The 22,493-nt window shown below is 52.8% G+C and carries 17 protein-coding genes; 4 read left to right on the forward strand and 13 right to left on the reverse strand.

Features of this window, described 5'->3' with window-relative positions; all coding sequences use genetic code 11:
- Positions 1-97: 97 nt before the first annotated feature.
- The 6 genes from FH603_RS02620 to FH603_RS02645 form a co-directional block, all read right to left on the reverse strand.
- Positions 98-1,183 (reverse strand): mannose-1-phosphate guanylyltransferase, encoded by a 1,086-nt coding sequence (locus tag FH603_RS02620; RefSeq protein ID WP_186735799.1) that lies wholly within the window; start codon positions 1,181-1,183, stop codon positions 98-100.
- A gap of 90 nt (positions 1,184-1,273) precedes the next feature.
- Positions 1,274-2,743, reverse strand: coding sequence for a TolC family protein (locus FH603_RS02625; RefSeq protein ID WP_186736096.1), 1,470 nt, complete (start codon positions 2,741-2,743; stop codon positions 1,274-1,276).
- Positions 2,743-3,840, reverse strand: a complete 1,098-nt coding sequence (locus FH603_RS02630; RefSeq protein ID WP_186735801.1) for an efflux RND transporter periplasmic adaptor subunit — start codon at positions 3,838-3,840, stop codon at positions 2,743-2,745. Before FH603_RS02630 ends, FH603_RS02625 begins: the two co-directional genes overlap by 1 nt.
- Before the next feature lie 6 nt (positions 3,841-3,846).
- Entirely contained in the window at positions 3,847-4,149 is a 303-nt protein-coding gene (locus tag FH603_RS02635) for a DUF952 domain-containing protein (protein ID WP_186735803.1), read from the reverse strand.
- Positions 4,146-7,436: an efflux RND transporter permease subunit gene (locus FH603_RS02640; RefSeq protein ID WP_186735805.1), complete on the reverse strand. Its 3,291-nt coding sequence runs from the start codon at positions 7,434-7,436 to the stop codon at positions 4,146-4,148. The genes FH603_RS02635 and FH603_RS02640 overlap by 4 nt, the downstream gene beginning before the upstream one ends.
- Before the next feature lie 182 nt (positions 7,437-7,618).
- The gene (locus FH603_RS02645; RefSeq protein ID WP_186735807.1) at positions 7,619-8,551 is read right to left on the reverse strand and encodes an AraC family transcriptional regulator; all 933 of its coding nucleotides are present in this window, start codon (positions 8,549-8,551) and stop codon (positions 7,619-7,621) included.
- Positions 8,552-8,729: 178 nt separating this feature from the next.
- Between FH603_RS02645 and FH603_RS02650 the strand changes: the two genes are divergently transcribed.
- Positions 8,730-9,176, forward strand: coding sequence for a peptidylprolyl isomerase (locus FH603_RS02650; RefSeq protein ID WP_186735809.1), 447 nt, complete (start codon positions 8,730-8,732; stop codon positions 9,174-9,176).
- 86 nt (positions 9,177-9,262) lie between these two features.
- Here the strand turns inward: FH603_RS02650 and FH603_RS02655 are convergent, their stop codons facing one another.
- From FH603_RS02655 to gcvP, 3 genes are all read right to left on the reverse strand, one after another.
- On the reverse strand, positions 9,263-10,072 hold the full coding sequence (locus FH603_RS02655; RefSeq protein ID WP_186735810.1) for a tryptophan-rich sensory protein: 810 nt from the start codon (positions 10,070-10,072) through the stop codon (positions 9,263-9,265).
- 180 nt (positions 10,073-10,252) lie between these two features.
- Complete coding sequence (locus FH603_RS02660; protein WP_186735812.1) at positions 10,253-12,244, reverse strand: CHU_0125 family OmpA-like outer membrane integrity protein; 1,992 nt, start codon at positions 12,242-12,244, stop codon at positions 10,253-10,255.
- A gap of 221 nt (positions 12,245-12,465) precedes the next feature.
- On the reverse strand, positions 12,466-15,369 hold the full coding sequence (gene gcvP / locus FH603_RS02665) for an aminomethyl-transferring glycine dehydrogenase (protein WP_186735814.1): 2,904 nt from the start codon (positions 15,367-15,369) through the stop codon (positions 12,466-12,468).
- 314 nt (positions 15,370-15,683) lie between these two features.
- On the opposite strand from gcvP, the gene FH603_RS28900 reads away from it, so the two are divergent.
- A complete protein-coding gene (locus FH603_RS28900) occupies positions 15,684-16,406 on the forward strand; it encodes a class I SAM-dependent methyltransferase (RefSeq protein WP_186735816.1) in 723 nt (240 codons plus the stop codon).
- 35 nt (positions 16,407-16,441) lie between these two features.
- Entirely contained in the window at positions 16,442-17,140 is a 699-nt protein-coding gene (locus FH603_RS02675) for a hypothetical protein (RefSeq protein WP_186735818.1), read from the forward strand.
- Here FH603_RS02675 and FH603_RS02680 read toward each other — a convergent pair.
- Positions 17,137-18,423 carry a glycosyltransferase family 9 protein gene (locus FH603_RS02680; RefSeq protein ID WP_235985231.1) on the reverse strand — a complete coding sequence of 429 codons (1,287 nt, stop codon included), beginning with the start codon at positions 18,421-18,423 and terminating at the stop codon, positions 17,137-17,139. The two genes, FH603_RS02675 and FH603_RS02680, sit on opposite strands and share 4 nt — an antisense overlap.
- Before the next feature lie 54 nt (positions 18,424-18,477).
- Here FH603_RS02680 and FH603_RS02685 point away from each other — a divergent pair, with 54 nt between their 5' ends.
- The gene (locus tag FH603_RS02685) at positions 18,478-20,307 is read left to right on the forward strand and encodes a hypothetical protein (protein ID WP_186735819.1); all 1,830 of its coding nucleotides are present in this window, start codon (positions 18,478-18,480) and stop codon (positions 20,305-20,307) included.
- A gap of 9 nt (positions 20,308-20,316) precedes the next feature.
- On the opposite strand, the gene FH603_RS02690 is transcribed toward FH603_RS02685, so the two are convergent.
- Genes FH603_RS02690 through FH603_RS02700 form a run of 3 tightly spaced genes read right to left on the reverse strand, consistent with a single transcriptional unit; the run spans position 20,317 to position 22,492 of the window.
- Positions 20,317-21,348 carry a glycosyltransferase family 2 protein gene (locus FH603_RS02690; protein ID WP_186735821.1) on the reverse strand — a complete coding sequence of 344 codons (1,032 nt, stop codon included), beginning with the start codon at positions 21,346-21,348 and terminating at the stop codon, positions 20,317-20,319.
- Between the two features lie 9 nt (positions 21,349-21,357).
- Positions 21,358-21,759, reverse strand: coding sequence for a DUF2304 domain-containing protein (locus FH603_RS02695; protein WP_186735823.1), 402 nt, complete (start codon positions 21,757-21,759; stop codon positions 21,358-21,360).
- Positions 21,725-22,492 carry a glycosyltransferase family 2 protein gene (locus FH603_RS02700; protein ID WP_186735825.1) on the reverse strand — a complete coding sequence of 256 codons (768 nt, stop codon included), beginning with the start codon at positions 22,490-22,492 and terminating at the stop codon, positions 21,725-21,727. The genes FH603_RS02695 and FH603_RS02700 overlap by 35 nt, the downstream gene beginning before the upstream one ends.
- Between the last annotated feature and the right edge of the window lies 1 nt (position 22,493).

A 22,493-nucleotide genomic window follows, 5' to 3' on the forward strand; every position in this document is an offset into this window, starting at 1 on the left:
CCTTCGATGCTACTTCACGCAAAAAAAAATGCTCCTAAACCGCTTGCGGTCAAGGAGCATTCAGGTAGCTTTTACGGGCTACCCATACGCCTGTAGGCTAGACAAATTCGGTACCCTGCTCTTTGGCATCGGCCACAAAGGCTTTAACTTTCTGTTCGTCTTCCTTACGGCAGATCATCAGGACATTATCATATTCCGCCACAATGAAACCATCCAGGCCATTAATGGCTACCAGCCGGTTTTTAGGCGTTTTAATGATGCAGTTTTTCGTATCGTAAAGCATAACGTGGCCGTCGACTACGTTCTGATCGGCATTCTTGTCCGAAGCTTCGTATAACGACTTCCAGGTTCCAAGGTCCGACCAGCCGAAATCGCTCAACACCACATACACATTATGCGCTTTTTCCATCACCCCGTTGTCAATCGAGATGCTTTTGGTTAGCGAATAGGCTTTATCGATGAACGCCTTTTCGTTATTTGTGTAATAAGCGGCTTTCCCTTCTTCGAATATCTCGGCCACTTCGGGTAAATGCGTTGTAAACGCGCTGATGATTGCCTGCACGTTCCAGACAAAAATACCGGCGTTCCAGACAAACTCACCACTGTCGACAAACTGCCGGGCCAGATCGAGGTTTGGCTTCTCCATGAAGCTCTTCACTTTGCGAACAGCCGAACCACTCTCTTCGGTCCCTTCATCAGAAACGTACTGGATATACCCATAGCCCGTATCGGGGCGGCTGGGCTGAATACCCAGCGTAACCAGAATATCCTGCTCCGCTGTAGCGTCGAGTGCTGTGCGGATGGTACGCTTGAATTCTTCTTCTTTGAGGATGATGTGATCGGCAGGAGCCACAATGATATTGGCTTGTGGATCACGCTGAGCGATTTTATAACAGGCATACGCAATGCAGGGAGCCGTATTGCGGGCAATAGGCTCACACAACACCTGATCATCGGTCAGTTGGGGAAGCTGCTCCTGGCAAAGGTTCTTGTAAAGCGCGCTGGTAACGATATAAATATGTTCGGGCGGGCAAACGCCGTCGAAGCGATCGGCTGTTTGCTGAAGGAGTGTCCGGCCGGTGCCGAGCACATCATGAAACTGCTTTGGATAACTCGTCCGGCTGAAAGGCCAGAACCGCGTTCCGACGCCCCCCGCCATGATGATGACATAGGTATGATTCATTGATACTGAACGATGTAGTAATGGCGCAAATTTGCTACTATCTTACTGATTTGAACTAGAAAAGTTCAGTATTCTTACGGATTGGTTCACTTACCAGTCGCCACCCACGGCCCGTAACAGTAGTACAGCATATTGAGCCTCCTGGCTCCGGAGCTGAACCAGTTGCTGCTCATTGGCCAGAATCGTGCGCTGCGCATCCAGCACCTCAAGGTACGTGGCCAGACCCCGCACGTATAGTTCGCGGTTATACTGCTCGGTCCGGCGAGCCAGCACGAGGGTCTGATTTTGCAGAACAATCTGCTCCCGAAGCAATCCCAGGTTGTCCAGTGCCGTTTCCGCTTCGCGTTGCGCCAGTTGAAGTTGCTGCTGGTAGGTCTGCTGATTGGTTTGGACCTGCTGTCGGGCAAGGGATACGAGTTCGCGGTTGCGACGGCCTTCGTAGAGAGGAACCGACGCGTTAACGCCCACAATATAGGTAGCACTGCTGGGCACCACCCACGACCCGACCTGGCCCGATAATAATCCACCCGAACCGATCAGGTTTACGCGGGGGCGGGTCGTTGCCTGCTGCACGATCGCCTGGGCATCGACAACCTGAATCTGCCGGGCAAACTGCTGCAGATCGGGCCGCCGAAGAAGCAGGTCGTTTGTCAGGTTCGCATAAGGAAAGACAGGGGCTGTCGCTGGTAGCGTTCCCGGAGCAATGGTAAACGACGATGGGTCCTGCCCACATAACTGAGCGAGTCCATTCACTAACTCGGTACGGGCCCGCTGGAGTCCTTTCAGCGTCACCCGCAACCCGGCATAGTCGGTTTCGGCCCGCTGTACGTCGATCTGATTGATTAAGCCAACCCGAAATCGTTCGCGCAGAATCGACAGGGTTGTATCGCGAGCCTGGATATTGCGCTGAAAAACGGCCTGTTCGGCATCGTTGCCCCGGATGAGCAGGTACGTCCGGGCAATATCGGATGCCAGCGACAACCGAAATGCCCGGTAATCGGCGTCGGAAGCCTGAGCCTGCAAATCGGCAATCGTAATACCGCCCCGGATACGCTTGAACAGATCGAGTTCATAGGTCGCGTCGATCGGCAAAAGCTGAAAGGTGCTTAGCTGGAAACGAGGCAATCGATCCGTCGTTGTTGGAATGGCAATGGGTCGGTGTTCAGAAAGGCTCTGGGTCGTAATCAGCGCTGAACTCCGGATAGAGGGCAGCAGAAACGACTGGGCAATGCGAACCCTGACCCGGGCTTCTTCCAGCCGGCTCAGGGCGGCCCGCAGATTGGGGCTACTGCTCATGCCCTGCTGAATCAGGGATTCAAGGGCTGGATCGGCAAATCGGTTGAATCCGGCAATGAACAGATCGGGAACGGGCGCTCCGGTTGCTTTGGAACCGGCGTTGGGCGGTACCGTGGCCGGGTCTACCGATGGCGTTGAAGGCTGTACCGTTCCAGCACCCGGCTGGAGCGTAACAGCCCCACCAGCAGGAGAAATGGGCGCCGTCTGCGCCCGGGCCGACAAGCTACTTACTACAAGCCATACACCACAAATTAATCGTTGCATCATCGTTGAACTATGGTTTTTGCCGCTATCTCTTTCCGAAACCGCACTTTCTGGCCGTCGCGCAGCCGGTCGTTCGGGTTAGTCACTACTTGTTCCTGACCAGTCAACCCACTGGCGGCTTCAATGGTTGTTCCATAATCGCGGCCAAGGGTGATGGGTACAAATTTAATGTGCTGATCGGGCCCAACCACCACCACACGAGGTCCCTGGGGCGTAATCTGCAAGGCATTGGCTGGGATAAGAACCGGCGCATTGGCCGAAATCATATCGAACTTCACCTGGCTGTAGAGACCCGATGGCAGTTCCTGCTTCGTATTCGGGATAGCTATTTCTGCCAGCAGCGTCCGCGACTCACTTCGTAACGTACCCGATGTCCGAACAACTTTCCCAGGGAGGGTCTTCTTCAACTCGGGCACAACGACCGTGGCGGGCATTCCCACTTTTACATACCGGTAATAGGTCTGCGGCACATCGACAAACACCCGCAGCGTACCCAGTTCCGAAATAGTGAACAGCGGCTGGCCCGATCCCGGCGATACCAGGGTACCATTTTCGGCCGTACGGCTGGTAATGACGCCACTAAATGGCGCCCGAACCTGTTGAAGATCTTTTAACGCCTGTAACCGGCCAAGGTTAGCCTTCGCTACCGACACCCCCGACCGGCGGGTATCGATGTCCTGAGTAGCCACAGCGCCGGGCAGGTTCACGCTCTCCAGCCGGTCGAGGTTGGTTTGTGCCAGCTGCTGATCGGCTTTGGCACGGGCAATATCCTGATCGAGTTCGGGCGCGTCGATGGTAGCCAAGAGTTGCCCCTGTTTCACCTGAGCACCGATATCGACATACCAACGGCGCAGAAATCCCTGCGTTCGGGCATAGAGCGGTGTCTGGCGGTAGGGCTGAATTTGCCCCGGCAGCGTCAGACCCGTTGTGTCGGAAGCCTGTTTGAGCGGAACCGCGTTCACAATGGGGTCGCGGCTTTTCTCGGCACTGGCTTCTGCTTTGAGTTGACTGGCGTTACGCATCCGGGGTAACACCCCCGCAAAGACAAACAGCGCGATCAGCAGCAGGAGCGGAATTAAAATTTTGAGAAATTTCATCGGTCGTTAGTGGACTATTTTTTCAACTTCTACTACAGCCTCTTTATTGATTGGGCCATATACGTGCGGAAACAGTTCGCCGTTGGGCGCTTCTTCGTATTTGAGTTCATGCGTCAGCCGGGCCGGGTCGACATGCAGCAACAGCAAGTCTGGTACATTCCGGTAATAGCGTTCCAGTACACCCGCCACCTGCTGTTTTTCAGACAGGTGAATAAATCCTTCGGTCCGGAGACTGCCGGCTTCGTAGGTAGGTTTTCCGTCAAACTCAGACCAGCTCCTGGCTGAGACGACATGGTATATCCTGTTCATGATCGAACGGTTTCAGGCTTTACGTCAGAACCCTTTTTTCGGACCAGGTAACTGAATACGACTGGCACGAACAACAGCGTGGTAAATGTTGCCATCAGTAGCCCGCCAATGACCGCACGACCGAGCGGAGCGTTCTGCTCTCCCCCCTCGCCTAAACCCAGCGACATGGGCAGCATACCGATGATCATGGCAATGGCCGTCATCAGAATAGGCCGCAAGCGCGTCCGGCCAGCTTCAAGAGCCGCTTCGTAGGCATTACCCCCCACGGCAGGCAGGTGATCTTTGGCAAAGCTGATCAGCAGGATACTGTTGGCCGTAGCTACGCCAACGCTCATGATAGCACCCATCAGCGACGGGATACTGAAGGTAGTACCCGTCAGGTACAGCATCCAGACCATGCCACATAACGCACCGGGCAGCGCCGTGATGATAATGAACGGATACCGGAACGACTGGAAATTGACAACCATCAGCAGATATACCAGTAAGGCAGCAAACACGATACCAATCCCTAACCGGCTAAATGCGCTCTCCATACTTTCCACCTGACCACGAATGGAAATAGTATTGCCGGGTTTGAGCCGGGTCTTGTACTCGGCCGCCAGCGCGTTCAGTTCCTTTGCTACCGAACCCAGGTCCGTTTTCTCAACCGAGGCATAGACGTCATACGTCGGCTGTGTGTTCACCCGGTTAATGATTACCGGCGCGCTGGTGCGCTTCACGGTCGTTACGTTACTCAGCAGCTGGGGCGTCACCTGACCCGGCACAATGGGTGTCCGGAGCAGTTTTTCGTAGGAATCGAGCCGGTAGGGTGGCGTTTGCACCGCAATCAGGTAGGGGAAACCCGTTACCGGATCGGGCCAGAAGTTGGGCCGCGTCTGGCCGGTGCCGCTCAGCGAAATATTCATGTTGGTGGCTACCCGCTGCTCGGTCAGCCCAAACTGTGCGGCCCGTTCGCGGTCCACGTCCAGAAACAATTCCGGCGCGTCGAGAACCTGGTGCAGGTGAACATCGACCGCACCGGGAACCTGCGCAATTCGGTCGCGTAGTTCGCGGGCTACGGTCAGGTTGTTGGCCCGGTCGAAACCCGACACCTGCACGTCGATGGCCGACGTCAGGCCGAAATTAAGGATCTGGCTGACGATGTCGGCGGGCAGGAAAAAGTACGTCACGTCGGGCATTTCTTCCCGCAGTCGGGCCCGTAGTTCCCGGATGTAATCGTCAGTCGGGCGGGACCGTTCTTCCGAAAGTGAAATCAGCAACTCGGCATCGGCTGAACCGAGCGATGAGTTATCCGTAAAGATAAAGTTATAGCGCTCCGAGGTCAGGCCAATGTTGCTGATAACCGAGCCAACTTCTTCTTCAGGGATCACCTCGCGGACAATCTCAGCCGTTTGGGCAGCGACCTGTTCAGTTGCTTCGAGCCGCGTACCGGCCGGTGCCCGCATATGCAGCTTTATCTGCCCTGCGTCGACTCTGGGGAAGAAGTCACGTCCGACAAACGGCAACAGCACCGCCGTAAAGGCCACCACCCCAACAAAGACCACAAGGACCGTCCGACGGTTGTTGAGTACCCACGTTAGCGCGCCAATGTAGCGATCCTGAAACCGGTCGAAGCCCCGGTTAAACCGGTTATAGAAGCGGGTGAACGCGTTTGGACGAACCCTGCCAGTGGCTGAAAGCCCTGGTAGTGGTTGGTCCAAATGTTGATTAACCCCACCTTCTGGTAGTGATTGGTCGCTGGTTGAAAAGGCTGTGTGCTGACCACTACCAGGGCTTTCAGCCACTGGCAGGGTCCCGTGGCTTTCGCCCTTCAGCATCAGATCGGCCAGGGCGGGTACCAGCGTACGGGATAATACGTAAGAAGCCAGCATGGCAAAGACAACAGCCTCGGCCAACGGCCCGAACAGGAACCGGGCAGGTCCTTCCAGGAAAAGCACCGACGTGAAGACGATGCAGATCGTCAGGGTCGATACCAGCGTAGGCGTGGCAATCTGCTGCGCGCCCTCAATGATCGCCTGCCGCAGCGGCATACCCAGTTCTTCATTGCGGTGGATATTTTCGATGGTCACTGTGGCATCATCGACCAGAATACCGATCGCCAGCGCCAGACCGCCCAGCGTTTGAATATTCAGTGTTTCGCCAAGCAGATACAAGGCAATGAGCGACGAGAGGATCGACAGGGGAATAGAAATGGCCACAATAAAGGTACTGCGCCAGCTCCCCAGAAACAGCAGGATCATGGCGGCTGTCAGCAAACCGGCAATCAGTCCTTCAACCAATACCCCTTTGATCGACGCCCGCACGAAAACAGATTGGTCGAATAGCTCCTCGATGCGCAAATTCGACGGGGCTGCAGCCCGAACGGTAGGCAGCACCTGGTTCCGGATCTTGTCGACAATCTGCGTAGTCGAGGCATTACCGGTCTTAACAATACTCATCAGAACGCCCTTGCTACCGTCCTGCTTCACAATATTGGATTGCACAGCGGCCCCATCGTGAACGTTGGCCACATCGCGCATGTGGACCGTGGTACCACCAACGACCTTGATAGGAACGTCGTTGAGCGTTGTAATGACATCAGGTTTGGAGTTCAGGCGGACGTTGTATTCGCGGTCTGATAGTCTCAGCGAACCACTCGGCAGCGTCAGATTTTGGGCCGATACGGCCGCGACAACCTCTTCAGGCGTTACGTTATAGGCTACCAGCTGATCGGGCTCCAGATCGACTGTGATCTGGCGTGTTTTCCCCCCAAACGCCTGCGATAGCCGACTACCGGGCACGGTAGAAATCTGGGGCCGTACCCGCGTCTGGGCGTAGTCGGTGATTTGCGGCTCGGTCAGGCTGTCGGAGGATAAGCCCAGCTGGAGTACCGGCACGTCGGTCGCGTTGTAACGAACGATGAGGGGCGGCTGCGTTCCGGGCGGCATCCTGGTCAGGATGGTCTGCGAAATAGCCGTTACCTGAGCAATAGCTTCTTCGATCTTGACCGTCGGCTGGAAATACAGCTTAATAGCTGCCGTACCGTTATACGTCTGCGACTCGACCCGCTGGATATCACCTACGTTGTTTATGATCGACGTTTCGGAGAAGTTGGTGATCATCTTTTCCATTTCGTTCGTCGACAGGCCGTTATAGCCCCACAAGACCGAAACGACAGGGATATTGATGCGCGGGAAAATATCCGTTGGCATCTGCGAAATCGATAGCCCGCCCATGATCATAATGAGCAGTGCCATAACGGCAATGGTGTACTTTTTTTCTAGCGCTAGGCGTACGATCCACATGGTAGGCGTGGTAAGAGGTTGATTGCCTACAGAATTAGGCGTTAACAACGAGCAGTTAACGAGTCAAAATTAGTATGCCAGCAGGCCCGATAACAGGTAGTTTTTAGGGAATCACTGGTAAAAAGTGCAGATCGTCAGAATTAACAGCGTCAGAATTACCACTTTCATTCCTATGGGGACGCTCACGCCAGCACGGCGTACTGTTTCTCCCGGTAAGCACGTGGTGTCAGGCCGGTTATGCTTTTGAAAAACTTCGTGAAATTCGACGGATCGTCGAAGTGAAGATGATAGCCAATTTCGGCAACGGTCATTTCTGTGTTTTGCAGCAGGTTTTGCGCTTCTAACGCTGTGCGTTCCCGAATGTGCTGCAAAGCCGTTTTGCCGGTATACTTCTTGAGGATATCGCTCAGGTAGTGAGGATGGATACGCAACCGGTCGGCCGCGTTATGGACGGTGAGCAGCACCGACGATTCCTGCCGGTTGCTGGGCAGATGGTAGGTTTGCAACAAGCTTAGAAACCGCTCTACCAGCGATACCGGCTGCGAATAATCGATAGCCGAAAGATTCTGGCGGTAGATGTGGCGGCTTTTTACCAGTAGTGCCTGCAGCAGATGGTATGTCAGCTCCAGCCGATCAGCTTTCGAACGGGCCGGGTGAGCGAACTCGGCCGCAATAAGGTCGAACTGACTGCGTAACTCGCTGGTTTGTTCGGGCGTAATATGAATGAGGGGTTGCGCGCCCTTGCGGTAAAACGGGTACTCGCGCATAGGATCGGACAGCACCGACCGCTTCGTTACGTATTCGGCCGTGAACATCAGTACGTGACCGCGCCACTGATCCTGTTTATGGATCGACCGAACTGTCCAGGGCCGCAAAAAATAGACAGTGCCGGGCTGAACATAGTAAGGGACACCATCCAGATAGATAGTCCCTGTTCCCTCTGTAACCAGGGCTGCCACGTAGGTACTGCTCCGGAACGGAGGAATTATTTCGCCCGGCCCGCCAAAATCTTCAAACGGGAATGTGGCAAAACAACGGTTCGTCGAATCGATAGACTTTACTGCTTTCAGGAAATCCGGCAGGTTATCGTAATAAGGGATCGATTGATTTTCCATGGGAACAAAGCGCCACAGGCAGAATAAAAAAGCAACAATCAAAGATACTAAAGAATTCTGTGCATGGTTTGGCACAACCTACCCGCTAAATATTCCGTTTTCCCCGAGGAATGGTATTTTACTCACATTGACCGAAAAACGTCGTAATTTTGTCCTCTGGAACAAACCGAATTCGACCATGCCGAAGGCACAAATGAATACCGATAAGGGTACGATGCTTATCGAGTTTTACGACAAAGACGCCCCAAAAGCAGTTAATAATTTCATTACGCTGGCAAAGAAGGGATTTTACGATGGTGTTAAATTTCACCGCGTCATCCCTAATTTCATGATTCAGGGGGGCGACCCAACCGGTACCGGTTCTGGTGGTCCTGGCTACAGCATCGACTGCGAACTGACAGGCGATAACCAGTATCATGACCGGGGTGTATTATCGATGGCCCACCGGGGACCTAACACAGGTGGTTCGCAGTTCTTCATCTGTCACAACCGCCAGAATACGGCTCACCTCGACCGCGTTCACACGGTCTTTGGTAAAGTGATCGATGGCCTTGACATAATCGACCAGATCAAGCAGGGCGACAAAATCACCAGCATCACCGTGCTGGAAGACGAGCAGGCATAACTAGCAGACGTAGCTAAAAGAGGGGTTTGAATGTAACCTTTGCCAACGTTTAGAACGTTGGCAAAGGTTACATTCAAACCCCTCTTTTAGCTATAGCTCGGCGTTTTTCGGGAGACGAAGCCACTCACAGCCAGCAGAACAGCCCCAATGGCTCCTGCGTAGGCCGCAATCCTGATGGAACCAGTGGCAGATTGCTCGGCGGCAATGGCTACGTAGGCCCAGGCAAATACCAGTATATAAGCCACGCTTCGGTACCGGTTGAATAGCCACGCACCAACGACCAAACCAACTATTAATATGCCGATGGCCCATGTCTGCTCACTCAGGTTCATCAGGCTAAAATCGGTTGCGGTCAGATAGACAGCAACGTTTAGGATAGTAGCGACGGTAAGCCAGCCAAAATAAATGGAGAAAGGAATTCGGGCAAGCCACGTTTCGGTCGATGAAGCTGGCGACTCCGGTAGGGTAGCATCCAGATCAGGGGCTACAATAGGTATGTGAGGACGCATCAATAGTCGCTGCTCGATCATGGCCGCGGTAAAGAGCATGACCAGAATCACGATCAGCGCAATACCGATGAGTTCATTGTTGAACAATGGGCTCCAGATAGCATTGCACAGCGTATTGATCACCACCAGCCACCCAATGGCCCGAAAGCGCACGTTCGTTCGCTGCGATGGCAAGGCCTGATAAATGGCAAAGGCCAGCAGGCCGAGAAAGATAATGCCCCAAATGGCAAACGCGTAGCCCGCCGGTGTGATCAGCGTGTGGTACTTGTTGGAAATATCCCCGTTGGTCAACCCACCAAACACACGGGCGTTGGAGAGGTAGTTCATCACAATCATCGTGACGACGCTGAATACGACGAAGAATTGGCGGAGTTTATCGTTTTTCATACAAAGCGAACGGAGCTGGTGTTTTTCGACAACCAACTCCGTTCGCTTTGTGTTTCTTAATTTACTCGCCCACCGGTTTATTGGACCACCGGTTTTATGGGGCCGCCGTTTTATTAACCCACCAGTTTATTGGACCACCGGTTTATTAACCCACCGTTTAAACGGTGGGCTGGCAAACGTCTATAATTCCAGAATCTTGATTTCTGTCCGTCGGTTGCGCTGGTGTTCCTCTTCCGTCTTGGCGTTTTTGACCACCAACTGGGTTTCGCCATACCCTTTCGCTACCAGCCGGTCAGCCGAGACTCCCTGCGATACAATGTAATCAACAGCCGATTTAGCCCGGTTCTGCGACAGGCGCAGGTTATAAGCATCCGGTGCCCGAACGTCAGTATGTGAACTCAGCTCCAGTTTGAGCGTTGGGTTGTCTTTCAGAATCACGACGATCTTATCGAGTTCGGGCGCGGCATCGGCCCGGATGTTGTATTTGTCCAGATCGTAATAGATATTTTCCAGCACGAACGTTTTGTTCAGCAACGACTTATCGAGCAGCAGGGGCACGTAAAAGGTGGTATCCGTCTGCGGCTTGGTCAGGAAAATCTGCGGGATGCTTTTCCCCTGCATCGTAAACGACTCCCGGCGGGTAAGGTAGCCCCGGCGTTCGGCCAGAATCGTATAATCCTTACCTTCCTGCAACGGGTACTTACCAAATGTACCCGCTTCTCCCGTCGTTACCTCCGCAATAGGCTGGCCGGTTGCATCGTCCAGAATCCGGACCCGTGCCGAATCGAGCGGCACCACCGGCGTTTCGTTGACAGATACCGTACCGGCAATAAAATAACGTACCGTCTTGGGCGCGTTCGGGGGATTCTGCGCAATTGTCGTTGTATCGCGGGCGGGGCCTTCCTGGAAGAAATAGATATCATCGTCGCCTTTGCCCCCACTGCGGTTCGACGCCAGAAATCCTTTCGTCAATTCGGTATAGATCAGGCCAAAATCATCGGCGGGCGAATTGATGGGCTGGCCCATATTCTCGACCCGGGTAACGCCCCCGGAGCGCGTCGCCACAAAGACGTCGAGTTTACCCAAACCAGGATGCCCATCGGAGGCAAAATAGAGTTTGGCATTGGGCGCTACATAGGGAAACATCTCATCGCCGGGCGTATTGATATCCCGGCCCATATTGACCGGGCGGCTGAACCGGCCCGATGCGTCGATGCTGGTCCGGTAGAGGTCGATACCACCCGCGCCACCAGCCCGGTTAGATGCGAAGTAAAGGGTCTTGCCATCAGCCGAAAAAGCAGGCGATCCGTCCCAGGCGAGCGAATCGCTGATGGGTAAGCGGGCGGGTTGACTCCAAGCGTTTCCTTCACCCAGCCGACTGATGTACAGGTCCACATCCAGGCCTCCTTTGCGTTTCCCGTTGTTGCCCCGCGCCAGGATCATCGTTTTACCATCTTTGGAGAAAGCGGGCGTTCCTTCGTTTACGTCGCCTTGCAGCACGTTGGTGCTGAATGGTTCGGGGGCGGGCGAGGTACCCGTCTCGTCGGGATTTTGGTTGAGCTTGGTCTTATACAGGCCCAGCATAGGCAGGCCGTTATTCTTGTAGGTCTGCTCCTTGCGCGATGCCGTAAACACCAACTCCTCGCCCCGCACGACCGGCGCAAACTCCGACCCAGTCGAGTTGAGATTACCCATGTTGCGGAGGTTGATCTGCGATTTATTCTGAGCAATGGCATCGATGGCGCGGAGCGTTTCCACCTCTCGTTTCGCCTTGTCGAGGACCGGCTTAACGGTTGTCTTAGGTGCACTGGCTACGAACTGCTGTAGTTGTTCCAGCGCCCCGGCATAGTTGCCCTGCGATTTCAGCGCATAGGCGTAGTTGAACCGGGCGTTTGGCTCGGCGATGTTAGCATCGATTGCTTTCTGGTAGAACGGTACAGCCTCGCCAAACCGGTTCGATAACCGGTATGATTCTGCTGTGTAATAGTTGAGCCGGGCGGGATCAATAGCGCCTTTCGACGCTTTCTGGAACTGCGTCAGCGCCAGATTGTACTCGCCGGCATCATAATGGCGAACGCCTTTTTTATACGCCTGCATGGCCGAGTTGCAACCCGTCAGGCTGACGGCTACACACAACGCGACCAGCAGCGCAGACAACGTATTGGTTTTCATATAGGTCAACGAGCAAAAACGATCTTCTCCCGCCAATATAATCACATTCATCCGCGAGACTTACTTTTAACGATTACAATTGGTTTTTATTGAGGATTGTTTCGGCCTAAAACCCTGGTAGTGGCCGAAGGCCCTGCCAGTGGTTGAGTAGATCTTTTTTCGATCTGTTCTCAACCACTGGCAGGGCCTTCGGCCACTACCAGGGTTTCTTGTTTTGCTACTTACACTTCCTGTTCCAGGCTCATTTCCTCCGCTACTTCGTTGGCATAAGCGTCGGTTGGAACGCAGGAACAAACCAGGTTACGGTCGCCATAGGCTGAGTCGATCCGGCTCACACTCGGCCAGAACTTCCGGGCGCGAACCTGCGGCAATGGGTAAACCGCTTTCTCGCGGCTGTAAGGCCGATTCCAGTCGGTAGCCAGTGCGACCGTGGCCGTATGGGGCGCGTGTTTAAGAACGTTGTTGGTTCGGTCGGCAGCACCGCTTTCGATCTCACGGATTTCGTTGCGGATGGCGATCATAGCGTCGCAGAAGCGGTCGAGTTCGGCTTTCGACTCCGATTCGGTTGGCTCGATCATCATCGTGCCCGCTACCGGGAACGATACCGTTGGCGCGTGAAAACCGTAGTCCATCAACCGTTTGGCGATGTCTTCGACCTCAACGCCCACCGCCGATTTGAACGGGCGGCAGTCGATGATCATTTCGTGAGCCGCCCGACCGTTTTTACCGGTGTAAAGCGTATCGTAGTGGCCGTCCAGCCGCGCTTTGATGTAGTTGGCGTTCAGAATGGCCCGCTTCGTGGCATTGGTCAATCCTTCACCACCCATCATGGCAATGTAGGCGTATGAAATCGTCAGGATGCTGGCCGATCCATAAGGCGCTGCCGATACGGCCCCCTTACTGCCCAGATCGACGTGACCCGGCAGGAACGGCACCAGCTGCGGTGCCACACCGATCGGACCCATGCCCGGTCCACCACCACCGTGAGGAATACAGAACGTCTTGTGCAGGTTCAGGTGGCAAACATCAGCCCCGATGGCAGCTGGCGAAGTCAGTCCAACCTGGGCATTCATGTTCGCACCGTCCATGTACACCTGTCCGCCGTGCTGGTGGATGGTATTACAAATTTCTTTGATGCTTTCTTCGAAAACGCCATGTGTCGATGGGTAGGTAACCATCAGGCACGACAGGTCCTGGCTGTACTGTTCGGCTTTGGTCGTCAGGTCGGCTACATCGATGTTGCCCCGCTCGTCGCATTTGACGATAACGACTTTCATGCCCGCCATTACGGCGCTGGCCGGGTTGGTGCCGTGTGCCGATTGCGGAATGAGGGCAATGTTACGGTGGTGATCGTTCCGGCTTTCGTGATATGCCCGAATCACCATTAGTCCGGCATATTCGCCCTGAGCGCCCGAGTTGGGCTGTAGCGACATGGCCGCAAAGCCTGTAATCTCGCACAACCAGGTATTCAGATCGGCAAACAGCTGTTGATACCCCAGCGTCTGGTCTTTCGGCGCGAAGGGGTGAATCCGACCGAACTCCGGCCAGGTCACCGGGATCATTTCGGCAGTAGCGTTCAGCTTCATTGTGCAGCTACCGAGCGAAATCATAGAATGAACCAGCGAAAGGTCTTTTTCTTCCAGCGATTTCAAATACCGCAGCATCTCGTGCTCGGTATGGTGTGTATTGAAAACCGGGTGCGTCAGGTAGTCCGACTGCCGAACAAGTCGTTCAGGCCATTCCAGCTCCAGCCCTTCCGCAATGGTATCCAGATCGGCTTTGACGCCGAAGATGTCCAGCAGTTGACGAACGTCATCGAGCGTCTTGGTCTCATCGAACGAGATACCAACGTGCTCACCATCGGCCAGGTAGTGTAGGTTGATCTGAGCGGCCCGGGCCGATTTTTTCAACGACTCGGTGTCGCCTACTTTCACGGTTACGGTATCGAAGTAATTTTCCGTGTTTACTTCGTAGCTGTTGCAGCGCAGGGCTTTTACAAATACTTTGGTCAGGCCGTGAACGCGTTCGCCGATTTCGCGAAGCCGTTGCGGTCCATGATAAACAGCGTAACTACCCGCCATCACCGCCAGTAAGACCTGCGCCGTACAGATGTTTGATGTGGCTTTCTCCCGGCGAATGTGCTGCTCACGGGTTTGCAGAGCCATACGCAGCGCAGGATTCCCCTGTGCATCGATCGACACGCCGATGATACGGCCGGGGATCTGACGTTTGAACGCGTCACGGGTAGCAAAGAAAGCCGCGTGTGGCCCGCCATAGCCCATAGGAACGCCAAACCGCTGTGCCGAACCAACGACAACATCAGCTCCCATTTCGCCGGGAGGGGTCAGGAGCGTCAACGCCAGCAGATCGGCGGCAACGGCTACTGTAATGTTAAGTTCATGAGCGGCCGTGATCAGGTCGGTATAGTCGAATACCTCACCGTCCGAAGCCGGATATTGTAGCAGTATGGCGAAAATAGCCCCGTTGGTCAGATCGGCGGTGCGATGGTCGCCTACGATTACGTCGATATTGAGCGGGGTAGCTCGGGTCCGAACGACATCGATGGTTTGCGGGTGGCACCGTTCCGAAACGAAGAAGGCATTGGCATTTTTCTTCGCAGATGGGCGCTGGCTGTAGAGCATCGTCATGGCCTCGGCAGCGGCTGTCGACTCATCGAGCAGCGACGCGTTGGCGATGGGCAGGCCCGTCAGGTCGCAGACCACTGTCTGAAAATTGAGCAGTGCTTCGAGCCGTCCCTGGGCAATTTCTGCCTGATAAGGCGTATAGGCAGTATACCAGGCTGGGTTTTCGAGAATATTACGCAGAATAACGTTCGGCGTAATGGTATCGTAGTAACCCGTTCCGATGTAGGATTTAGCTATTTTGTTCTGACTGGCCAGCTTTTTGAAATCAGTCAGAAACTGATTTTCTGATTTAGGTGCTGGCAGATCGAGCGGACGGGGGAGCCGGATAAGAGCTGGAACGGTCTGATCGATTAGTTCGTCGATGGAGTCAATGCCGATGGTCGTCAGCATCTCGGCGAGAGCTGCGTCGGTCTGACCGGAGCGCCGGCCGCCGTGATGACGGTCTTCAAAAAAGTCTGTTTGGTGAAGATTCAGTTTCATGCCGGGAGATCCCACGTTTTTTCGTTTCAATGGAAACTCAAATTTACGTCAAAACGTGCAATTCTATATTTTTTTAGAGTCGTCGGTTAGCGGCTAATTCTGCATTCGCTTCCAGGTTAAACCCGGCTGGTGGCTACCTTCAACCTTATTTTATTACTATCGAACTGGTGCCTTCTCCGTAAGCACACACCGCCTGAACATGGCGTGGTTTTTGTGAAGACAATTCAAATAAGTAAGTTACAGGTATGGAATGTCGCGTGTGTGGAAGTCTGGCAGTGCCCTTATTTGAAACGCTGGTCTTAGAACGTCATAAGGTGACTTATTTTGAATGTCCTGCCTGTGCGTTTGTTCAGACAGAGGAGCCTTACTGGCTTGAAGAAGCCTACAGTAGCGCCTTTACAACCACCGATACAGGAACGCTTCAGCGAAGCCTCATCCTGGGAAAATCGGCCGCCACGCTGCTCTATTTTGCTTTCGACGCAAAGGGTAAGTTTGTCGATTATGCCGGTGGCTATGGAACGCTGGCCCGTCTGATGCGTGATATCGGTTTCGACTTTTATTCAACAGACCTCTACGCCGAAAATTTTATGGCTAAAGGCTTTGATGCAGAACCCGGCAGGTATGAAGCGGCCACAGCCTTCGAGTGCTTCGAGCACTTTGTTAACCCACGTCAGGAGCTTGAGAAGATTCTGGCTTACTCAGATACGATATTTTTTACCACGCAACCCTGCCCAATTCCGGCTCCGGCTGTAACTGACTGGTGGTATTATGCACCGCATCATGGGCAGCATGTGGCTCTGTACAGAGCCAAAACACTGGCTTATCTAGGTCAGCAATATGGGTTGCACTACCATCGTATTCTGAACTATCATCTGTTCACCAAGAAACGCATTCCTACTTTTCTTTTTTCGTTTTTCATCGTGGCGGGTCGGCTTGGGCTATCCAGCATCGTTCGATTGCTGATGAAAAGCCGAACTTTGTCCGATGCCGCTCTGCTTAAAAAAAAACCAACCCATAACCGTCTGGTATCAAAGTGAAAAGCTATAAGGATTACCCCCGCCAATCGGTATCTATGTCTAAAGACGAACTGTTTCAGTCGACCTTAAAAGAAATCTTCGCCGAGGATAAAGTAGACTATGTGATCGAGACGGGCACCTGGTTAGGGACGGGGTCGACGCAGACGCTGGCGAGAGCATTTCCGGCCCACCGCCCGCCCAAGGCTTATTACACCATTGAAGGGAACCTTACATTTCATTCGATTGCCCGGATCAATCTCCTGAAATGGTCGTTTGTAAAGCCGCTTTGGGGCGATACTGTCGCGAAAGAAAAAGCCCTGCACTTCATTAAACACGATGAGGCTCTGCATAATCATGAGCAATATGCCGATGTTTTTATCGACACCCTCGAAGATCCGGTCAATTTTTATACGAATGAAGTCGAAGGCAAACTGGGTAAAAACTGGGTAATCAGTCTGGTAGACTGGTTTGGCGAGACATTTCTGAATCGTAAAGAAAACCTATTACAAACCCTGTTGCTCCAACACCGGAACGACCGACCACTGGTACTGCTGGACTCTGCCGGTGGCATTGGTTGGCTCGAATACCAGACCGTGCGCGATACACTGAGCAATCGACCTTACTGGCTTATTCTCGACGATATTCACCACCTGAAGCATTTTCGCTCGTTTGAGGACGTTCGCACGCGGGCCGACTTTCGGATCATTGCCCATAGCCTGGCTGATGGGTGGATGATTGCCGAACACCTGGCTTAACCAATCGGCTGGCGAACCGGCAACAAGGTCTGAACCTTATCAAGAACCCGCTCGATGGTAATAACATCTATCGGAAACGGAGATTCGGGATTGAATTGTGGGGCTATCTGTTCCAGATTTCCACGGTGCTGCTCCACAAAATCGGGGTACAAATGGTGAATATGCTCACTGGAACGTTGCGGATATGGATGCCAGCGGACCAGCGATTTCCCCTGGGAGGCAACGATGGTGGGCGTTTGAGTGGAAGCAGCGATGTGTACAATGCCGGTTTCGTTGGTAATCAACAGGCTGGCGTTGCTCACCACATAGATTAATTCGGCAATAGACAGTTTACCGGTCAGGTCGAGCAGGTTGGAACGGTCAGGTAGCAATGCTAACAATGCATCGGAATAGGGTTGCTCATTGGGGGCACCGGTCAGGACAATGTGGTATGCGGGGTAATGCAGTTGAATGAACTGAGCCACCTGTCCATACCGGCTAGCGGGCCAGATACGAAAATCCTGCCCAGCACCCAGAGATAAGACAATGTAAGGTTGGGGTAAAGCAACCGGTTTTGCTTTGCTTCGGTCAAGCAGCAATGATGATGTCGCCACCGATTCGCCCAGAAATTGCTCAGAGATGCGTCGGTTACGCTCCATTTCGAAAACGATACCGGGCCCTGAATCAATCATGCGCGTGTATAGCCGGTTTCCGAACCACGCTTCCCAACGGTTGATATTGACAAAATCGGTTAGGCAGCCAACCCGTTCTGAAGCGCCTGTTGACCGGGCCAGAAAATCATCCAGGACCAGAACACGGCTAAATGTGGGGCAGAAAACAACGTCGAAGCCCTGTTTCCGGAGCTGGCGCATAAACGTAAATCGATATCCTAGCTGAGTTGATAGTTTATAAATATCGGTCCAGATGAAGGTATCGACGATGTCACTATCAAACGTCTCGGCAATAGTCCGGATAGAAAAGTTGGCACATAATGTGATCGTGTACTGCTGAAACCGGGTTGAATTCCGGATGGATTTCAAGTAATTGCGGAACAGTAAATAGTCGCCCAATACATCGACCCGAACAATGAGCAACGACTTTGGTCTGCATTGGACCCGTCCTGCGGAGAGTATGGCGAGTGTATCAACGACAAACAAAGTCAAATCGATCAGGGCCAATACCGGAGCCAGCAGGGGCGATGTTTTGAGCGTTCGAATCAGGGATTTTATGTCCATACTAACGAGGAATAAGCCATTCAGCAACGAACTGGCTTCTTGCCGGTAAAGAATTGTTATACTACTCATTATTTGCCCAACCAGGCATAAATTCACAGACTAACCACCTATTTTCTGTTCGCTATGGCGAAGTCGAAACCCACCGTTCCAGCAAAGCAAAAAACAAAATCTACCACAGCCAGTGGAGAAAGAACAATCGTTGACACGAACCAGGCATCGGTAGTTAGCCCACCTTTAGCTACCAGACCCGATACCCAGCCGTTTCGTATACCTAAATCCGCTGCCTTTGCGGCAGGCATCCTGATTGGGCTAATCGCGCTGGTACCTATAGTTCGATACTACGACGTAGTTTGGCATAACGCGGTCAACGTTCCGTTTGAAGATGACTTCAATAGCACTCTGCAATTCATTACCAATTACGCTTTCCACAGCCAGTCACTGGCCAGCAAATGGAGACTGATTTTTGCGCAGCATAACGAGCATCGGATTGCGTTCGACCGGCTGGTTTTTCTGGTTGACTATGCCATTGGCGGCCACGTGAATTTTCGCAACCAGATACTTTTTGGCAACCTGTCTTTAGTATTTGTTTTTTGGCTATTATTTGCGGCATCGTTCCGGCAGGTAACGTTACTGCAAAAATTGTTCTATTTTTTACCGGTTCCATTTCTTCTTTTTCAATTGCATTTCTGGGAGTTGACCGTTTGGGGCATGGCCTCCATCCAGAACCTATATATCGTTGTTTTTTCGCTGTTGAGTCTATACGCCCTCAGTCGGGTATCTGAGCGGCCTGCCTGGTTTTTAATGGCCTGTTTGAGTGCCGTAGCGGCTGCTTTCACAAGTGGAAACGGTATGTTCACGTTTCTGGTAGGCATACCTTTTTTGGTTCTGACGAAGAATTACCGCAAACTGGGCATCTGGACCGGTATCGCGGCCGTTACGATTTTCCTTTATTTTTGGGGCTATGCCAAACCCGGTCATCACCCGCCGGTACTGGAAACATTTCTGACAAATAGCGGGCAGTTTCTCGACCACTTTTTTACACTGACCGGCTCGAATTTTTCAGCCAAGCCCAATCAACCCATCCTGGCCGGCAAATGGATGCTGGCTCTGGCCCTGGGTATACCCATCTATGTGATCTACCAAAAACGGCTGGCTGGCTCCAACCTTACCCTGTTTATGTTGCTGGCCTTTATGTATATCAGTTGTCTGTCGGTATCAGCAGGCCGGGCGGGGTTTGGCGTGGCTCAGGCCATGGGACCGCGCTACGGCATTCTGTCGGTTATGCTGCTCATTTCCCTGTACATCCTGTGTGTTGAAACTGCCACAAACCGGTATGTCAAACCAGCCCTGACGATAGCTGGGTTGGGTCTGGCCTTTTATCTATACACCAATTCCTACAAGCAGCACTTGTCGAAGGTAGCGGACCGAACAGCGAACCTGGAATTCAGTGTGGCCCTTTATAATGACAATCCTGACAATTTAATTCTGTACTGGGGTGACCCCAAACTGGCAAAGAAGATCTTTCAGGACGCCCTGAAGAAAGGCATTTACCAGATACCGGCGCTAACTTTAGCCAACCTGAAGAGCCAACCGATCCCACTAACGGGTGCTACCCTCACCCCAACAAACGATGTGGCGGCCGATGTGAAGCCCTACCCTACTCACGATTTTCTGGTGATGTATCAGGCATGGGCGGTTAATAGCCAGCCATCCAACGAAACCCAGATTCAGCTCGTCGCGCAGTCCGCGCAAAACAATTATGCCTTCGATACCCGGCGGCAGATTCGGTACGATGTTGCTAACCAATACCAGTCGACTCAGTTTTTGCAGGCAGGGTTCTCCTGTGTGATCAGGAAAAGCGACTTAAAACCGGGGCATTATACGTTGGGCGTTCGCCTGATTACGAAAGGCGTGCCGTCCTATTTGCCCTTAACGGATGGATTTGACGTATAACGAACTTCGTTACAAACGGGGTCGCATCCATTGACAAATTGGTCGGAGGAGCGCGTTCAGACTATTTCCCAAGCGCCCCCCCACCAACTGATCGAAGGGCATATCGATCAGGCTGTTTCGTAGCAACTGCCTATCGGACACACGCCGTTGTTGCTGAATGTGTTGGTGTTGCTGTTGAATGATGACCCGATTCTGCCATAACCAGCGGTAGGTTTTACATCGCGCCCGTACATAAGCCAGGCCCCGCAGGGAAAATCCCCACATGAGCAGTTCGGTCAGTATCAAAGCCGGTATCAGCCGCCGGAGAGTCAAGCTCGAAAAAACACGAAGGAAGGTTAACAGCCGGTTTCGCTCCAGATAGTAAAACTTCGTTGGCGACATACCCAGGCGGTAATAGTGGATCAGAACAGCCCTTGGTTCGCAGAGTAAGGTATAGCCCGCCAGCCGTGCCCGAAGCGACAGATCAGTATCTTCGAAATACATGAAGTAACACTCCTCAAACCCACCAACTTCACGCAGGGCCTTTGTTGGTGCCATGAGGGCAGCCCCCGAGAGTAAGGGCACTTCCTCCACAACCGTATAGTTCGATGCCGGTTCGTTTAGGCCACGGCAGGTAGTGACCCCGGTATACTGCATTTGATTCCCGCAGGTGTTGATGGTGCCATCCGGGTTCAGCAGTTTAGGCGTAATGAAGGCATTTGGATATTGGCGAGCCGTTTCAACGAGTCGCTCGAGACTATCGGGTATCAATTCGGTATCCGGATTCAGCAGGAGCGTCCAGATGCCTGTTGCATGTGCAAGACCCAGGTTGTTGCCACCGGAATAGCCCGAATTGGTTGGATTAGCCATAAACCGGATGGTGGGATAATCCGTTTTCAACCAATCAGCCAAATTATCCTGACCGTAATTATCAACGATGATGACCTCATGGGCTAACCGGCTGGCGGCTTCTGTTAGCGTTGGCAAACAGCGTTTTAGGTCATTAAGACTGTTGTAAGCGACAATAATTATGCTGAGTTCCGGCGGAGGGGCGGTCGTCACGATGGTTACTTAAGATTCTGTTACGAGTGGAGTTCCCAGCGATTCGAGCTTATCATGTTCACGGAGTTGGGCCAGTTCTTTTTTCAGAAATGCAATTTCATGCGTCAGTTCTTTTACCGATTGCTGCATCTTCGAATTTACGACCGATAAGTGGACCAGGAAGATAATAATCGCGAAGATTGCCGCCAGAAAAATGAGTGACGGCGGGTAAAACACGCCCAGCGCCAATGAAATTTGCTCCAGCCCCTTTCGCCAGATTGAAAAAACGATCAGGATAATGGTACACGCAATCCAGATGAAGGAATACTCCTCTCTCAGCTTCCCCTTAATGATAAGCCGGGCGATGAAGTACATGAACCCCAGCGCCCCACTCAGACTAAGTATCTGAATAACAATCGGTAACGACTCCATAGTTGCGTTGCTTGTTCTGTAAACGAATATACACGAATAATGTCCCCATTGTTACTTTAAACATGTAGTATATTGATTTTGCTAGTGTAATGGACGAGGTACCACCCTGACGTTCGCGCATGATGACCGGAACCTCAAGAATACGGAGTTTGTGCAGTCCAAACTGAACAATGGACTCCGGCTCCGGGTATTCGTCGGGGTAATACGCGTTGGTGATACAGATCGTGCGTCGGTTAAAGGCTCGAAATCCGGAGGTACTATCGTGAATGGCTTTACCAATAAGTGACTGGTTAAGCCACCGGAAATACGTGATGCCCAACCGTCGAACGTAGGTAGACTGAAAGCCCGTTCGTTCCAGAAACCGGGACCCAATCACGACATCGGCCCTACCCTCAAAAATAGGCTGTAGAACCTTGGGGAGTTCTTCAGCAGGGTGTTGCCCGTCGCCATCCATTTGAACCGCCACATCATACCCATACCGAAAAGCATATTTGTACCCGGCATGCATAGCCCCCCCAATGCCTAGATTAACGGGTAGGTTCAAATATAGGCAGTCCAGCTTCTGGATAACGGCCAGTGAATTATCGGTCGATTGATCGTTTACCACCAGTACATCCAGATTCAGTCCATACTGATGCTTTATGTAGTTTATCTCAGCCACGACGGTGGCAATAGCCTCTTCCTCATTGTAGCATGGCACCACGATCAACACACGGAAATCGGTTCCTCCCATT

The organism is Spirosoma utsteinense (assembly GCF_014282275.1).
Classification (GTDB): Bacteria; Bacteroidota; Bacteroidia; order Cytophagales; family Spirosomataceae; genus Spirosoma; species Spirosoma utsteinense.

What these genes read in the sequence shown, in the direction of transcription:
- FH603_RS02675 (WP_186735818.1), top strand. Translation starts at nt 16,442, where the DNA reads ATGTCTAAAGACGAACTGTTTCAGTCGACCTTAAAAGAAATCTTCGCC.
- FH603_RS02695 (WP_186735823.1), bottom strand. Translation starts at nt 21,759, where the DNA reads ATGGAGTCGTTACCGATTGTTATTCAGATACTTAGTCTGAGTGGGGCG.
- FH603_RS02680 (WP_235985231.1), bottom strand. Translation starts at nt 18,423, where the DNA reads ATGAGTAGTATAACAATTCTTTACCGGCAAGAAGCCAGTTCGTTGCTG.
- FH603_RS02655 (WP_186735810.1), bottom strand. Translation starts at nt 10,072, where the DNA reads ATGAAAAACGATAAACTCCGCCAATTCTTCGTCGTATTCAGCGTCGTC.
- FH603_RS02640 (WP_186735805.1), bottom strand. Translation starts at nt 7,436, where the DNA reads ATGTGGATCGTACGCCTAGCGCTAGAAAAAAAGTACACCATTGCCGTT.
- FH603_RS02700 (WP_186735825.1), bottom strand. Translation starts at nt 22,492, where the DNA reads ATGGGAGGAACCGATTTCCGTGTGTTGATCGTGGTGCCATGCTACAAT.
- FH603_RS02630 (WP_186735801.1), bottom strand. Translation starts at nt 3,840, where the DNA reads ATGAAATTTCTCAAAATTTTAATTCCGCTCCTGCTGCTGATCGCGCTG.
- FH603_RS02635 (WP_186735803.1), bottom strand. Translation starts at nt 4,149, where the DNA reads ATGAACAGGATATACCATGTCGTCTCAGCCAGGAGCTGGTCTGAGTTT.
- gcvP (WP_186735814.1), bottom strand. Translation starts at nt 15,369, where the DNA reads ATGAAACTGAATCTTCACCAAACAGACTTTTTTGAAGACCGTCATCAC.
- FH603_RS02645 (WP_186735807.1), bottom strand. Translation starts at nt 8,551, where the DNA reads ATGGAAAATCAATCGATCCCTTATTACGATAACCTGCCGGATTTCCTG.
- FH603_RS02620 (WP_186735799.1), bottom strand. Translation starts at nt 1,183, where the DNA reads ATGAATCATACCTATGTCATCATCATGGCGGGGGGCGTCGGAACGCGG.
- FH603_RS02650 (WP_186735809.1), top strand. Translation starts at nt 8,730, where the DNA reads ATGCCGAAGGCACAAATGAATACCGATAAGGGTACGATGCTTATCGAG.
- FH603_RS02685 (WP_186735819.1), top strand. Translation starts at nt 18,478, where the DNA reads ATGGCGAAGTCGAAACCCACCGTTCCAGCAAAGCAAAAAACAAAATCT.
- FH603_RS02625 (WP_186736096.1), bottom strand. Translation starts at nt 2,743, where the DNA reads ATGCAACGATTAATTTGTGGTGTATGGCTTGTAGTAAGTAGCTTGTCG.
- FH603_RS02660 (WP_186735812.1), bottom strand. Translation starts at nt 12,244, where the DNA reads ATGAAAACCAATACGTTGTCTGCGCTGCTGGTCGCGTTGTGTGTAGCC.